Raw genomic sequence first — 14359 nt, 5'->3', positions numbered from 1 at the left:
ATGCAACTGACCCGACGAGAGATGATAGGCGCGGCGGCGGGCGCGCTGGCCGCGAGCACGGTCAGCAGCGCGCTGGGCAGAGCGGCGGACACGCCGACCACGCACCCAAGCCGAACTTGCCCCTGGCATATCGGCGTCTCTACGTATTCGTTCTGGCACTTCAAGGACGAGAAGATCGAGGTCGCCAACTGCATCGACCGCGCCGCCGAGATGGGCTTTGACGGCATCGAAATCCTCCACCGGCAGATGAGCAGCGAGAGTGACGGTTACCTGCAGGACCTCAAGCGGCGGGCCCACGCCAACGGCCTGTGTCTGATGGGCTTTTCCATCCACCAGGGCTTCGTCTATCCCGACGCCGAAAAACGCCAGGAGAACATCAGGCACACCCACCACTGCATCGAGCTGGCGTACAAGATGGGCATCCCGGTGCTGCGACTCAACACCGGCCACTGGAACACGATCGCGAGCTTCGACGAACTCATGGCCAACCGGGGCATCGAGCCCATCCTCCCCGGCCACACGGAGGATGAAGGCTTCAAGTGGTGCATTGATTCGATCGAGCAGTGCCTGCCCAGGGCCGAGGAGTGCGGTGTCACGCTCGCGCTGGAGAACCACTGGGGAATCGGGCGAACGGCGGCCGGCCTCCTGCGCATCTACCACGCCATCCAGTCGCCCTGGCTCAAACTGCTGCTGGACACGGGCAACTTCCTCGACAACACGTACGAGCAGATGGCGCAGATCGCCCCGCACGCGGAGATGATCCAGGCCAAGACGTACTTCGGCGGCGGCGAATGGTACACGCTGGACATCGATTACGCCCGCGTGGCCACCATCCTCCGCCAGGCCGGCTTCAGAGGCTGGATCTCCTTGGAGTTCGAGGGAAAAGAGGACGCCGCGACCGGCGTGCCGAAGAGCCTCGCACTGCTGCGGAGCACATTGGCCTGAGCGCCGTCGTCATCCAAAGAAGCCGGTGCACACGCGCAGTACTGTTGGACAGGAGACAGTCATGAGACGGATGACAGCCGTGACGACTCTCATTTGTGCCTGGGCAGTCGGTGGCGGCGCGGCGCACGGCACGCTGGCGGCCACGCCGGATGCAATCTGGGTCAACCCGGCGCAGGGTAACGACCAGAATGCGGGCAGCGAACAGAAGCCGCTCAAGACGATATCGGCGGCGCTCGCCCTGCTGCCCGACCCGCTGGAACAATCGGTGACGATCCACCTCGCGCCCGGTCAATATACGACCACGGGCGGGCGCGGCATGCCTGAGTCGCGGCTCGAGCTCATGCGCCGCACGCGCCCCGGTGTGCTGGTGCGCATGGTGGGCGATGTGAGCGCTGGGGCGCCGCCAATCCTGGCGTGGGAGAGCGACACGGCGCTGATTGACGTCCGCGAGGGCGCGTGGTGGCTTGAGAATCTGCAGATCGGCACGTTCACCACGCGTCAACGGCGCGGCGTGCAGGTGACCGGCCCCGGGGAGGTCACGCTCAAGAACGTCGCGTTCCGGCTGCGCAGCCTGAGCGACGCCGGCATCCATGCCCAGCGGGGCGGACAGGTTGAGCTGCGCGGCCACATCGCGCTGAATGACCACCTGCACGCCCAAGCGGACCCGGAGACGTTCTGCGGGATCGTCGCCGAGTATCACGGCGTGGTCCGCTTCCGGGAACGCGACGGGGCGTCGCTGGATATGGGCAACGGGAGCCTCTCGGCGCGTTACTATGGCGTGATCGAGTTGGGCTGCGCGACCGCGCGGATCACAAGCTGGAACGAGCAGTCCAACAACCTGGCGATCAACAACAGCGGTCGGATCGACCTGCACAACACAACCCTGACGCTCGACGCAAAGCAGCGCCGCAACACGCCGATCGGCCTGGAGCACGACGGGCACCTGCTCGGTGAAGGCGCCCGCGTGATCATCACCAGCGCCAACGACATGGCGATCGCCCTCCAGAAAGCCAGTACGCTCACGTGCAACGCGGTCGAGCTGCGCGGCAAGTATGATTACTGCCTGTGGGCCAGCAGCGGCTCGATGTTCGTGGGACGGTTCAACGGCGACGTGGGCCGCGTCGAGGCCACCACCGGCGCCAACATCAACATCGAGCGGATTGACGGCCAGTTGACCGGCCCGGTCAGCGCGAAGCACGCCGCTCGTATCTCGCTGCCAGATCGTGACGTGCTGCCGGAGTAAGGACCCGCGCCTCCCGCACGCTACCGCACCGCTTCACGCCCACGGCGCCTGGCGGAGCTTCTCCGCCTTGGCCGACAAGCGATAGAGGCTCCGTGCGTTGCCGCGCAGCAGCGGCTCGACGAGCGCCACGGCGTCGTCGCGGCTCAGATAGCCCTCTTCAACCAGTTCATGCAGCGCCCGCGCGACACCCTGCCGCGCCAGCCGCGCGTGGCCCAGCACGCACTCCACCGGGATGTAGTCGCCGCCGAACACGAACACCTTGTTCGCCGGTGCGGTCAGCAGGTGGCTCTTGAGAAAGCGGGTCGAGCTCACGGGGTCGATGATCCACGCCCAGCACATGTCGATGTGCGCGTTCCGGTAGTGCTTCGCCACCGCCAGCAGTTCCTGCCAATACGGATACGCGATGTGCATGAACACCCACTGCGTGTCCGGCGACCGGCGGCACAGGTTGGCCGCTTGCGCTGCATTGCCCGCCAGCCGCTCCAGGGGCATGTAGTTGTGCCCCCCGAAGTAGCCGGTGTGCAGCTTCACGGGCAAACCGTGCCGGGTGGCCTGCTCCACGGCGAACCAAAAGAGGTGATCCTCCAGGCGCTTGCGCTCCTCCGGCGACACCGGCGCTTCCTCCAGCACACGCTGGAAGACGGGCGCGGCGGTCTCCGCGGGCACCTGCTCGTAGTCCAGGCCACGCCGGTAGGCGGCCTGGCTCTTTACCGCCACCGCGTAGGGGCCGTACTGGTCAAACCACCAGCGGATCACCGCGTGCCAATCGTCGAGGCTGCGCACTTCCTTCCCGGTCGGGCCGGCCAGGCCCTGAATGTCCGGCCCCATGTGCATCCCGAGGAAATTCAGGTCCTGCATGAGCAGAAGCGGCTGGCGCGACTCGCGAAACGAGCCCAGGCTGTCTACCTGGCAGGACTCGATGCGCGCCAGATCGACCAGGATGCGCTGGTAGAAACCGGGCTGGCGGACCGCTTCGTAGCCGGCCTGCAGCCGCGCGACGGTCTGCTCACTGAGCTCGTCGATGTCGTACAGCTCCTGCATCGCGATCCGCACGGCCCGCGCGTAACCCGTGTTCTTCACGGCGGGCCACACCGGCGCCAGCAGCGGCCACTTGGCCACCGGATCCACGTCCCGCGACAGCAGCCGCTCCAGATCGTGGTCCGGCATACCGGCGGTGGCGAGATCGGAGTCGAGATAGTGGCTCAGCAGCACGCTCCAGTCGTCGCAGGGCACCCACTCGCCACGCAGGCGCTCCTCCTCGTCGGGGAGATGCTCGTGCGTATCCACGAGCGGCGTCTGGTCCACCAGGCGCTGCAGTTCGTGCTGGAAGCTTTCGTGCCGCTCCGCCGGCATCTGCTCGGCGGGCGGCTCGCCCCGCGCCGCCGGCCCGACCGTCGCCGCGGTTCCCCAAGCCCCCATCGCCATCAACGCGCTGCGCCGCGTGATACGTGTCTTTTCGCTGGACATCGCCCGCTCCTGCATAGGCCAATGCATGAACCGGTGCATGGTACCTTGCCGCAGGGCCAGTTTCACCGCCGCGCCTTTGACGCGCGCGGCTCAAGACCCAAGAATGACCAGCCCGCCGGTGCAACGCGCGGCCCTGGCACCATCATCTGGAGCGGTCAACGATTGATCCGCCGATCCACATGCCTGGTTGGTTTCATGCTGGCGCTGGCGTCCGGCGGCTGCGGCCTGTTCGGGTTGTTCCAGGACGAGTGTGCCCCGCCGGGCGGCGCAGCGATGCAGGTCAACAGGCCCGACGAGACCCGCTCGAGCATTCAGCGCGCTCTGCACTACTTGCGCGGCACGCAGTTGTCCACCGACCAACGCGTCATCCATCAGGTGGACTATGCCGGCGACTGGCCGCAATGCGCGGCCCGGCATCGCGGCGGGCCGTGGCTGCGGGACGCGAGCCCTTTCATGGCCACCTTCGTGCACCATGCCCTGGCAATGGTGAGCGCGGCGAATCGAGACGCGCTGGCGGTCAGCGCTGAGGATGTCGCCGCCGCACGCGCCATGCGGGTCGCGGCCGTGGACCTCATGGCCCGTTTCCGCCACGACCCGCCGGGGATCGACGCCAGCAAGTATGGCTTCTGGCCTCCGCAGAACGACGTATGGCTGCCCGGTGACATGCTGCTGGCGGCGGTGTTCGTTCTGAAGGCCCAGGGACCGCAGTTGTGGGGATCACGGGCACCGGTGAACGTGTCATTCATCCCGCCCGGCTTCGCGGTCCCCAGTGATGCGGATGATACCGCGACCATCTACGCGGTGCTCCTGGATCATCACCTGCTGGACGGCGGCGCCGCGGTGACGACCTGTTTCGAGCGCTGCTTTGGAGACTGGCGCGACCTCGGACAGGTGCCGCAGCGCAATGCTGCGCCGTGGGTGCCCATACCGAGCGGAGCGTTCCTGACGTGGCTGGCCTATGACGACGGCGCTCAGAGCGTGCGGCCAAACGACGTGGACGCCGTGGTGAATGCCAACGTGCTCTACGCGCTGGGGCGCTATGGACGGCTGGAAACCCCGGGCGTAGCCGAAGCAGTGGACCTGATCGTAGCAGCCGCGGATAGCGGGGCGCTGGCGAGCGCTCCCGATAGCATCAGCCTCTACTACCCGGACAACCTGTGTTTCCATTACTGCGTGGCGCGGGCGTATCGCGAGGGTGGCGTCGCCGCACTGGCACCCGCCGTCGAGATGCTCGTCGCGGACCTCCTGGCGACGATGCAGACCACCGCGTCCGGAACGGTGTTCTGGAACCGGGGGGACCCCCACCTCAACACGGCGTTCGGCGCACTCGCCTTGCTGCAAGCGGACCGCCGGCGGGATATCGCGTCGCGGGCGGTCGACTATCTGCTGGCGGAGCAGAATCCTGTCGACGGCTCCTGGGACGCCGGCGCGTTCTTTCGCGGGCGGTTCGACGGCGGGCCGGAGGCGATCTGGATGTCCGCCGCGCTGACCACCGCCATGGCTATGGAAGCCGTGGCCAGTCACCGCCTGGCAGGGGCAGCGCCGGAGGTGACCGAGTGAACATCGCGTTGGCCACCGCGCAGGCCCGCCGCCGGGCGCTGTGCACCGCGGCGCGGTGGACATATCATGCGAGTTAGGGGCTGACAGAGACGTGAGGGTCGCGACGATGCGGTCAATGCGAGGATGGGAGCTGGGCGTTGGAATGTGCGCGATTCTGCTGGTCGCAGGCGGCTGCGCCCAGCGTAACACGACGCTGACCGGCTTCACGCGCAGCCCCTACTTCGATGAGCAGGTGCGGACGTACATATGCGAGCCGGAGGTGACGGTCCACATCAATGCGCCGCCCGCGACCGCCTTCGACGCCCGCAAACCGACGCTGCTCGTCATCTACGCCCTGCCCAATGGGAACACGATCGCGCAGACGATCGGCTGCCAGAAAGCCCCCGACCTCGATTGGCACTTCTACATCCAGCACATCGGCGCCCAGACACGCCTGCTGCGCGCCCGGCGCACCGACGTGAACCTCGTGGTCGCCTACCTCGAGGCCGGCGGGCGCAGTTGGCCCACCTGGCGCAAGAAGCACGCCGACAGCAGCGCACGCATCGTCGCGCTCGTCGACGAGCTGCGCGCCCTGTTCCCGGACGAGCGTACGACCGTCGCCCTCACCGCCCACAGCGGCGGCGGCAGCTTCCTCAACGGCTACCTCAACGCGGTCACGCAGCTCCCGGACTGGCTGGAGCGCATCGTCTGGCTCGACGCCAACTACGGCTACAGCGACGACGAGCGCCACGCCGAGAAGCTGCTCGAATGGCTCCAGCGCAGCCCGCGCCACTACGCCGGCGTGGTCGCCTACGACGACCGCGAGATCGAGGTGGACGGAAAGAAGGTCGTCGGCCCGAACGGTGGCACATACCGCCGCACGGTGGAAATGATCGCCCGCTGCGGCCAGTTGACGCGCCTGGAGTGCGCGGAACTCCCTGATCGGAAGCGTTGCCACGCGCTCGATGGTCGACTCGACATCCAGCTCTTCAAGAACCCCAACAACAAGATCCTGCACACCGTCCTCGTGGAGAGGAACGGCTTTATTCACGCGCTGACTTTCGGAACGAGCCCGGCAGCCGTGGCCAACGAGCTCTTCACCGAGCCCATCTACAGCGCGTGGATCCAAGGCGGCAACACGCTGCCGGGCTGATCCGACCTCACGCTGAGCCGCGCGCCGTACGTTCTATGCTGGCCGCAGCATGTGCACTTTACGCGGCCACGCCGGGTCCGTACACTGCGCGCCACGCGCGTGCGTACAGCGCGCGAGCGCTGGCCGCGCCGGTTGTGCCGCAACCTGATTGCACACGGGGATTGCCAACATGCGGACGGTCCTTCCACCACGGTCCACTCCCGGGCGAGGAAGCCGTCGGCGGCTTGCCTGCGCCTTCACGCTCATCGAGCTGCTCGTGGTCGTCGCGATCATTGCGCTGCTGATTTCGATTCTGCTGCCATCGCTGGCGCGGGCCCGCCAGCAGGCGCGTTCGGTCCAGTGCCTCGGCCAGTGCCGCGAGCTGGGCCACGGCATGACGCTCTACCACAGCGAAAACGGCAACTACCCGGCCCACCAGTGGTATCTGCCCGACAACGTGCGCCTGCGCTGGTTCAACGCGATGTCGCTGTACTTGGGCGGCGCACCGGCCACGGGCTCGCTCAGCGCCGACCTGCCGCGCCGCGCGTCCGTGCAGGCCTGTCCCGCGACGCCGGAGTGGGACGTCGGCCGAAACAACTCGTATGGCTACAACTACAAGTATCTCGGGAGTGCCCGCGACAACCTCGGTCCCGGGAATCCATATCATCGCTACGAGACGTTCCCGGTGAAGGAGTTGCGCTCACCGGGCCGCACGATCGCGTTTGCCGACTCCGACGGCACGGGCTGGACGATGCCCTGGGGCCCGGAGCGCGGCCCGGACCATCCCGCCGCGGACCACGACCCGCACCGGCTGGGCAATCACGCCTACGTCCTGGATCCGACGTACATTCCACTGCGCAGCCTGGTTTCGTACTCGGACGGCGTACTCGAACCGTACGCCTGGAAGACGACGCGCACGTACCTGTCCGACCGGCACCTGGGCCAGAGCAACGCGATCTTCGCAGACGGTCACGGCGATCGGCTCGCACCGCGAAAGGCCTACGAGGACAACGGGCTTTGGAACGGTCTGGGTTTTGACCCGGGCGCCGATCCGGACGGCCCCCTGCACTACCTCGACCCGCACGTGGACTACAAGAGCCACCCCGACAGCCCGCTGCCGTGGCGGTATTGAGCGTCCCCCACGCCGGCGTCGCCCGCCTTTCCGCCCCTCCCCCGTGACGGGGGAGGGGTCTGCCGCGCAGTCGCGCGGACTCACGCTACTTGTCGATGTTCTCTTCCTTGATCGGCTTCTTCTGGCCCTGATCCGTCAGTTCGAGCGGGCCGAACGAGCCATCGATCAGCTTCTGCTGGTGGAACGTGCAGATGCACCAGAAGAAGTTGCCATCCTCGCCCTTCGCGGCCGCCGCGGCCGCGATGTGCCGCGACACGATCGGCGAGTCGCCGCCCTCGGCGCGGTCCAGCCACCAGTCCTTGTCGGTAATGACCAGCTTGCGGATGTCCTTCCAGCCGGCGTTCTCGAGCAGCTTGCGCATGGTCGCTTCCATCTCTTTGTTGACCATCTGTGCCTTGGGCATGGTGCTGACCTGGAAGGCGGCCGCCAGCACTTTCTCACGCAGCTCGGTGTAGAACTTGTAGTCGTCGCCCGTCAGCGTGAACTCGCCGGCCGAGAAGATGTCCCCGTAGCTGCGGATCTGGAAGCGAATGGTGTGCTTCCCGCCCGCGAGTTTGCCGAGGATGTAGGTGTACTGGTCCGGTCCAATCTTGCGATGGCCCTTGCCTTCGGCGTAGAAGAACCCCGGGTCCTTGTACGCGGTCATCTTCTCCGGGTCCGGGGCGATATCGAGTACCAGGTACTTCGTGTCGAGCGCCTCCGCTTTCTTGATGGTGATGTACTGGAAGTCGACTTGTTCGCCGTCCACCAGCATATCGATCGGCACCTGGATTTCCGTCACATCCTCGCGGCCCTTGCCCAGCAGATCGCGCCAGGTCTTTTCCACCTGCACCAGGCCGTAGATGTAGCCGCCGCTCTCGAAGCTCGTCGCGAGGCTGGCCGGCTTCGCCGGGTCGATCGGCGTCGCCGAGAAGACGATGCTGCTCCCGGTGGGAGCCGCCTGCTCCGGCGCAGCTCCCTTCGCCGGTGCCGGCTTGTCCTTGTCCTTGGAGTCCTGCGTGCTCTTCTCGATGACACGTTTGGCCTTGTCGAGGCCCGGGATCTGCGCGAGCGCCGGCGACGCCAGCCACATGGCACAGACCATCGGCACGAACCACGCTCTCAGGCTCAGTCTTGCTTGGCACATGTGAATCCACCTTCCTTCGCGTGCGGGCTAATGGGATCCCCGGTCGCGACGGCGACAACGCGCGTCGCGCACCGAACGTCAGTCACGCCGGACCCTGTCACAGCCGCGGTGCCACACAGCGGACCGGCGTCACAAATATAACGCGTCATCCAGCGCGGCCCCCTGCAACGCAGCGCTCCGACGCAGGCAACCAACTCCGGCACCGCGCACCGCTCCCGACGTCACGATGACCTTTAAGTCTTTATTTATCATACAGCTATGGCGCTAAGCTCCGCCGACGTGATTACGCCGGGTGAACGGTGACACTCTGTCCGGTCCGTTCGCCGGCGCCCCCAGCGGCCCGCCGGTCCGCAAACCACTGCAGGATGTAATAGAACACCGGCGTCAGGAAAATGCCGAAGAACGTCACGCCGAGCATGCCCGCAAACACGGCCGTGCCCAGCGTCCGCCGCATCTCGGCACCCGCCCCGGCCGACACGACCAGCGGCAGCACGCCGAGAATGAACGCGAACGAGGTCATCATGATCGGCCGCAGGCGCAGGCGCGACGCCTCGATCGCGGCTTGCCGCCGATCCAGACCGTGCTCGTGCTGCTGCTTGGCGAACTCCACGATCAGCACGGCGTTCTTGCAGGCCAGCCCCGCGAGTACCACGAAGCCGATTTGCGTGAAGAGGTTGTTGTCCATGCCGCGCAGGTACACGCCGGCGAGGGCGCACAGGATGCTCATCGGCACGATCAGGATGATCGCCAGCGGCAGCAGCCAGCTCTCGTACTCCGCCGAGTGCGTCAGGAACACAAAGAGGATGCACAATGGGAAGATCAGGATCGCCGTGCTCCCCGCCAGGAGCTGCAGGAGCGTGATCTCGGTCCACTCGAAGGCCATCGACGACGCCAGCTCCTGCCTGGCCAGGCCCTCGATCAACTTGATGGCCTGCCCGGAGCTGACCCCCGGCAGGGGCGCGCCGTTGATCGCGGCCGACGTGTACATGTTGTAGCGGTTGATCAGCACCGGCCCGCTGACTTCCGTGACATTGGCCACCGTCCCGAGCGGCACCATGTTGCCCGCCGCGTTCCGCACGTACAGCCGCCTCACGTCCTCCGGCCGATAGCGGAAGCCGGCGTCGGCCTGCAGCTTCACCTGCCACGTCCGCCCGAACTGGTTGAAGTCGTTGACGTAGTACCCGCCCAGATTGGTCTGCAGCGTGTTGAAGACGTCGTTGAGCCCCACGCCCAACGTCTTGCACTTCACGCGGTCCACGTCCACGTACAGCTGCGGCGTGTTGGCGCGAAACTGCGTGAACAGGCCCGCCAGGCCCGGCGTGCGGCTGCCCTTCTCGACCAGGTTATCGACCTGGCCCTGCAGCATCTGCAAACCGGCGTTGCCGCGATCTTCGATCATGATCTTGAAGCCGCCGGCGGTGCCCAGACCATCCACCGGCGGAGCGCCAAACACGGCGATCAGCGCTTCCTGGATCTCCTGGTGGTACTGTCGCCGCAGCCGGGCGTTGATCGCGTCGGCATGCAGCTCGGGGCTGTGTCGCCGGTCGAAATCGTCGAGCGTCACGAAAAGCGAGCCGAAGTTGGAGCCGTTGGCGTTGAGCAGAAATGACTGCCCGGAGATCCCGACGGTGTGCTTCACGCCCGGGGTCTGGCGGGCAATCTCGTCGATCCGGCGCATGACGTCCACCGTCCGCTCCAGGGACGCGGAGTCCGGCAGCTGCACGTTCGCGAGCAGGTAGCCCTTGTCCTGCGTGGGAATGAACCCGGTCGGCACCGTCTTGAAACCCAGGTACGTCAGGCCCAGCAGGCCGAAGTACACCAGCATCGCAACCGCGGCACCCCGCAGGCAGTATGTCACCAGCCGCGCGTAGACGCCGGTGCCCCAGTTGAACACGGCATTGAACCCGCGGAAGAACCAGCCCAGCACCAGGTTCAGCGCGCGCGTGAGGACGTCCTTCTTTGCTCCGTGCGGCGCCAGGAGCAAGGCGGCCAGCGCCGGGCTCAGCGTCAACGAATTGAACGCCGAGATCAGCGTCGCCGTCGCGATCGTCAAGGCGAATTGCCGGAAGAACTGCCCCGTGATCCCGGAGAGAAACGCGGTGGGGATGAACACCGCGCTCAGGCCGAAGGCGATGGCGATGACGGCCACCGTCACCTCGTCCATCGACTTGTAGGCTGCCTCTTTCGGCGACAAGCCATGCTCGATCCAGCGCTCCACGTTCTCGACGACGACGATTGCGTCGTCGACGACGATGCCGATCGCCAGCACCAGCCCGAACAGCGACAGGTTGTTCAAGCTGAAGCCCAGCACCGCCATGATTGCGAACGTGCCGATCAGCGACACGGGGATCGCGATCAGCGCAATCAGCGTCGAGCGCCAGCTCTGCAGGAACACGATGATGACGACCGCGACCAGCGCGAACGCCTCGATCAGGGTCTTGAACACCTCGTGGATGGACTCGCGCACAAAGGGCGTCGTGTCGTAGACGATCGCGTAATCCAGACCCGCCGGGAAACGCTGCTTGAGCTCGTCCATCTTGGCCCGCACGCCGTCGGCCGTCGCGAGCGCGTTGGAGCCGGGCAACTGAAACACCGCCAGCCCGACCGCCGGCTGTCCGTCCAGCGTGCACGACTGGTCCTGGCTCTTCGCACCCAGCTCGATGCGGGCCACGTCGCGCAGGTACGTCACCTGGCCCGCGGTGCCGGTCTTCACGATGATCGCACCGAATTCCTCCGGCTCCTTCAGCCGCCCGAGCGTGCTCATCGTGTACTGGAAATCCTGCCCTGCGGGGACCGGGGGCTGACCAATCTGACCGGCCGCAACCTGGACGTTCTGCTCCTTGACCGCGTTCACCACGTCCGTGGTGGTCAGGTTCCGGGCCCAGAGCTGCTCCGGATCCAGCCACACACGCATGCTGTAGTCCTGCTGCCCCAGGAACGACACGTCTCCGACGCCCGACAGCCGCGCCAGCTCGTCCCGGATCTGAATGGTCGCGTAGTTGCTCAGGTAGAGCTGGTCGTAGCGCCCGTCCGGCGAGAACAGGTTCACGACCAGCATGATGTTGGGCGACTTCTTCTTCGTCGTCACGCCGGTCTGCTTAACCACGTCCGGCAGCGACGGCGTCGCCATCGAGACGCGGTTCTGCACCAGTACCTGGGCCATGTCCAGGTCGACGCCCAACTCGAACGTGACGTTCAGGCTGTACGTGCCGTCGTTCGTGCATTGCGACGACATGTACAGCATTCGCTCCACCCCGTTCACCTGCTGCTCGATCGGCGCCGCCACCGTGTCCGCCACCACCTGGGCACTGGCGCCCGGATAGCTGCACGACACGTTCACTGTCGGCGGCGTGATCTCCGGGTACTGGGCGATCGGCAACGTGAACACGGCCACTCCGCCGGCGATCGTGATCACGATCGAGAGCACGGCGGCGAAGATCGGCCGGTCGATGAAGAAGCGTGAGAGCACGGTGAATCCTCGTTCAGCGGACCTTTGGCGGCGTGGCCGGAGACGCGGCCGGCGCGCTGGCGGCCGGCCGGTCGCGCGCGGTATCCGGTCCCACCGGCATCGGCGCCTCGATCGGCTTGACTGTCAGACCCGGCCGGACGCGCTGGATCCCGTTCACGATCACCCGGTCCGTGGGCGCCAGCCCGGCCGTGATGCCGCGCAGGCCCGCGTTGAGCGTACCCACCGTGACCGGGCGATACTCGACGACGTTCTGGTCATTCACGACCAGCAGGTAACGCTGCCCCTGGTCCAAGCCCAGCGCCCGCTCCGTTACGGTCAGCGCCGCGTATGGCTTGCTCACCGGCACGCGCACCCGCACAAACAGCCCCGCCAGCAGCAGCCCGCCTTCATTGGGAATCACCATGCGCAACTGCTGCGTACCCGTGCCCGGATCCAGGGCCGGCGCGACGTAGTCGATCACCCCGGCGTGCGGACATCCCTCCTCCGTCATCAGCCCCACGTACGCGGGCCAATTCGCCTCACGTACTTCCGGCTGCTTGTCCGGCGGGGCCCCCGCGGCGGCCAGTTGCCGGCGAACGTGTTCGCGCAGCGTCAGCACCCCGCGTTCGTTCGCGTTGAAATACACGAATATGCTCGTGTCGTTCACGATCGTCGCGAGCACCGTCGTATCCGCCGCGACCAGGTTCCCGGGATCGACCAGGTTGCGGCTGATCCGCCCATGGATCGGGGCCGTCACGCTGGACCACTCCAGTTGCAGCCTGGCGTTGGCGATGGTGGCTTCATTGGCACTGCCCTGCGCCTTCAGCGAGTCGCGGGTCGCCAGCGCGCTCGTCAGCTCGTCCTCGCTGGCCGCGCCGCGCTCGATCAGGCGCTGCACTTTCTCCAAGTCCGCCTGCGCCTTCACGAGCTGCGCCTGCGTGGCCGCGAGTGCCGCCGTCGCACTGTCGAGCGCGTTCTGGAACGGCCGTGGGTCGATCGTGAAGAGCACTTCCCCGGGCTTCACGCGGGCGCGCGGCTCAAAGTGCACCTGCTGCAGGAACCCCGTTACGCGCGCCCGGACCTCGACCTCTTCGAGCGGCGCGGTCGTCCCCGTGCCCTCCATCCAATCCGTCACCTCCTGCACCAGCGGCCGGCTGACCGTGACCTCCGCCGGCGGCGCAGCCGCGGCCGGAGCGAGCGCCTGCCGGTCGCATCCGGCCAGACCGCCGCCCACCAGCAACAGGATCAGCCAGGCCGGGTGGCGGCCCACCCGCGGCTGGACAACCGACCATCCAAGGGCTGACACGCCGGGAGAATCAGGAGACATGTTCGGCCTCGAGAAAGTGCACGCCGTGGGCACGACCAACGGACATTCTGCGACCAAGCCGCGCTACCCGGCGCGCCGCGAGCATACTGATACGCCAGACCGACGACAAGCCGCGCCCACTACCGGCTCCATTTCTCGAGCAGCGCCGCCGTCTCCCCTTCCGCCTGCAACTGGTACGCGGCCGCGTTCAGCGCGTCCGTCAGGTCCGCGCCGAGTGGCAACACGTAGGCCGCCACCTCATCCGCCACCGGACCGGGCAGCACCGCCAGCCGCCCCGGCGAGCGCGCCCGCTGGCCCGCCAGCTCGGTGTCGTCCAGCGTGACCCCGTCCACCGCCCCAGCCACCAGCGCGTCCACCGCCGCGGCCGTCGTGTCGAAACTCACGATCCGCGCCGCCCCGCAGCAGGCCACCGCCAGTTCAGACGTCCGCGTGCCGCGCTGAGCGCCCACGCGCAGCGCCGTCGCCGCGCGCCTCCGGGTTATGAGCCCGAGCTGCTCAAAGCGCGGAAGTGCTTCCAAATGCGCAAGTTACAGTAGAGGCAAGAACTTAGGGACTCCGAAAGACGCCAGCATGCGGCGCATGCCGTGCATGTCGAGTGGGGTTTTAGTTGCGAATTAGTTGCAAGTCAACGGCTCCAGTTGCGCTCCTTCGTAGAGCAATGGGAAGATAGTGGCACCGATCGCCAGCGGCCGCCGGGCCGAGCCGGGCGTTTGCCTGATTCTGAGAGGGGGTTCAAAATGTCGAAGGCTGTTAATCACGGCAGTTGCAACGCTCTTCATTCAGGATTCACTCGCGATGCTACGGTGGCTCTACGTCCTCGCTCATCTCCTTGTCGAAGCTGGCGCCGCTCGCCGGGACGCCCGCATCCGATTCCTCTAAGCCCAGGTCGAGATCCTCCGTCGTAAGCTGGGCGGTAACCGCGTCATTCCGAGCCCGGACGACCGTGCCCGGCTGCTTGTGATCGGTCAGGAGCTCAACCACAACGTCGCGGACGTGATCG

The 14359-nt window shown here is 66.7% G+C and carries 11 protein-coding genes; 5 read left to right on the top strand and 6 right to left on the bottom strand.

The genetic code is table 11. From position 1 onward, the window contains the following. Together KA383_12530 and KA383_12525 are read left to right on the top strand one after the other, a co-directional pair. On the top strand, positions 1-945 hold the full coding sequence (locus tag KA383_12530; GenBank protein MBP7746947.1) for a sugar phosphate isomerase/epimerase: 945 nt from the start codon (positions 1-3) through the stop codon (positions 943-945). Between the two features lie 61 nt (positions 946-1006). Continuing rightward, on the top strand, positions 1007-2188 hold the full coding sequence (locus KA383_12525; protein ID MBP7746946.1) for a DUF1565 domain-containing protein: 1182 nt from the start codon (positions 1007-1009) through the stop codon (positions 2186-2188). Positions 2189-2221: 33 nt separating this feature from the next. On the opposite strand, the gene KA383_12520 is transcribed toward KA383_12525, so the two are convergent. Continuing rightward, positions 2222-3655: an amidohydrolase family protein gene (locus tag KA383_12520; protein MBP7746945.1), complete on the bottom strand. Its 1434-nt coding sequence runs from the start codon at positions 3653-3655 to the stop codon at positions 2222-2224. A gap of 195 nt (positions 3656-3850) precedes the next feature. Here KA383_12520 and KA383_12515 point away from each other — a divergent pair, with 195 nt between their 5' ends. From KA383_12515 to KA383_12505, 3 genes are all read left to right on the top strand, one after another. Next, the gene (locus tag KA383_12515; GenBank protein ID MBP7746944.1) at positions 3851-5215 is read left to right on the top strand and encodes a hypothetical protein; all 1365 of its coding nucleotides are present in this window, start codon (positions 3851-3853) and stop codon (positions 5213-5215) included. A 115-nt stretch (positions 5216-5330) separates the two neighbouring features. Continuing rightward, the gene (locus tag KA383_12510) at positions 5331-6347 is read left to right on the top strand and encodes a hypothetical protein (protein MBP7746943.1); all 1017 of its coding nucleotides are present in this window, start codon (positions 5331-5333) and stop codon (positions 6345-6347) included. Between the two features lie 169 nt (positions 6348-6516). Continuing rightward, positions 6517-7458: a prepilin-type N-terminal cleavage/methylation domain-containing protein gene (locus tag KA383_12505; GenBank protein MBP7746942.1), complete on the top strand. Its 942-nt coding sequence runs from the start codon at positions 6517-6519 to the stop codon at positions 7456-7458. 85 nt (positions 7459-7543) lie between these two features. Here the strand turns inward: KA383_12505 and KA383_12500 are convergent, their stop codons facing one another. The 5 genes from KA383_12500 to KA383_12480 all read right to left on the bottom strand — a co-directional run bounded on the left by KA383_12500 (position 7544) and on the right by KA383_12480 (position 14340). Then, the gene (locus KA383_12500) at positions 7544-8584 is read right to left on the bottom strand and encodes a hypothetical protein (protein MBP7746941.1); all 1041 of its coding nucleotides are present in this window, start codon (positions 8582-8584) and stop codon (positions 7544-7546) included. A gap of 283 nt (positions 8585-8867) precedes the next feature. Continuing rightward, positions 8868-12053 (bottom strand): efflux RND transporter permease subunit, encoded by a 3186-nt coding sequence (locus KA383_12495; GenBank protein MBP7746940.1) that lies wholly within the window; start codon positions 12051-12053, stop codon positions 8868-8870. A gap of 13 nt (positions 12054-12066) precedes the next feature. Next, the gene (locus KA383_12490) at positions 12067-13359 is read right to left on the bottom strand and encodes an efflux RND transporter periplasmic adaptor subunit (protein ID MBP7746939.1); all 1293 of its coding nucleotides are present in this window, start codon (positions 13357-13359) and stop codon (positions 12067-12069) included. Between the two features lie 119 nt (positions 13360-13478). Further along, entirely contained in the window at positions 13479-13808 is a 330-nt protein-coding gene (locus tag KA383_12485) for a transporter substrate-binding domain-containing protein (protein ID MBP7746938.1), read from the bottom strand. 349 nt (positions 13809-14157) lie between these two features. After that, on the bottom strand, positions 14158-14340 hold the full coding sequence (locus tag KA383_12480) for a hypothetical protein (protein ID MBP7746937.1): 183 nt from the start codon (positions 14338-14340) through the stop codon (positions 14158-14160). Positions 14341-14359 lie beyond the last annotated feature (19 nt).

Source organism: Phycisphaerae bacterium (genome assembly GCA_017999985.1).
Classification (GTDB): domain Bacteria; phylum Planctomycetota; class Phycisphaerae; order UBA1845; family Fen-1342; genus JAGNKU01.
The sequence above is the reverse complement of the archived record's forward strand: the minus strand, read 5'-3'. Positions and strand labels throughout refer to the sequence as shown.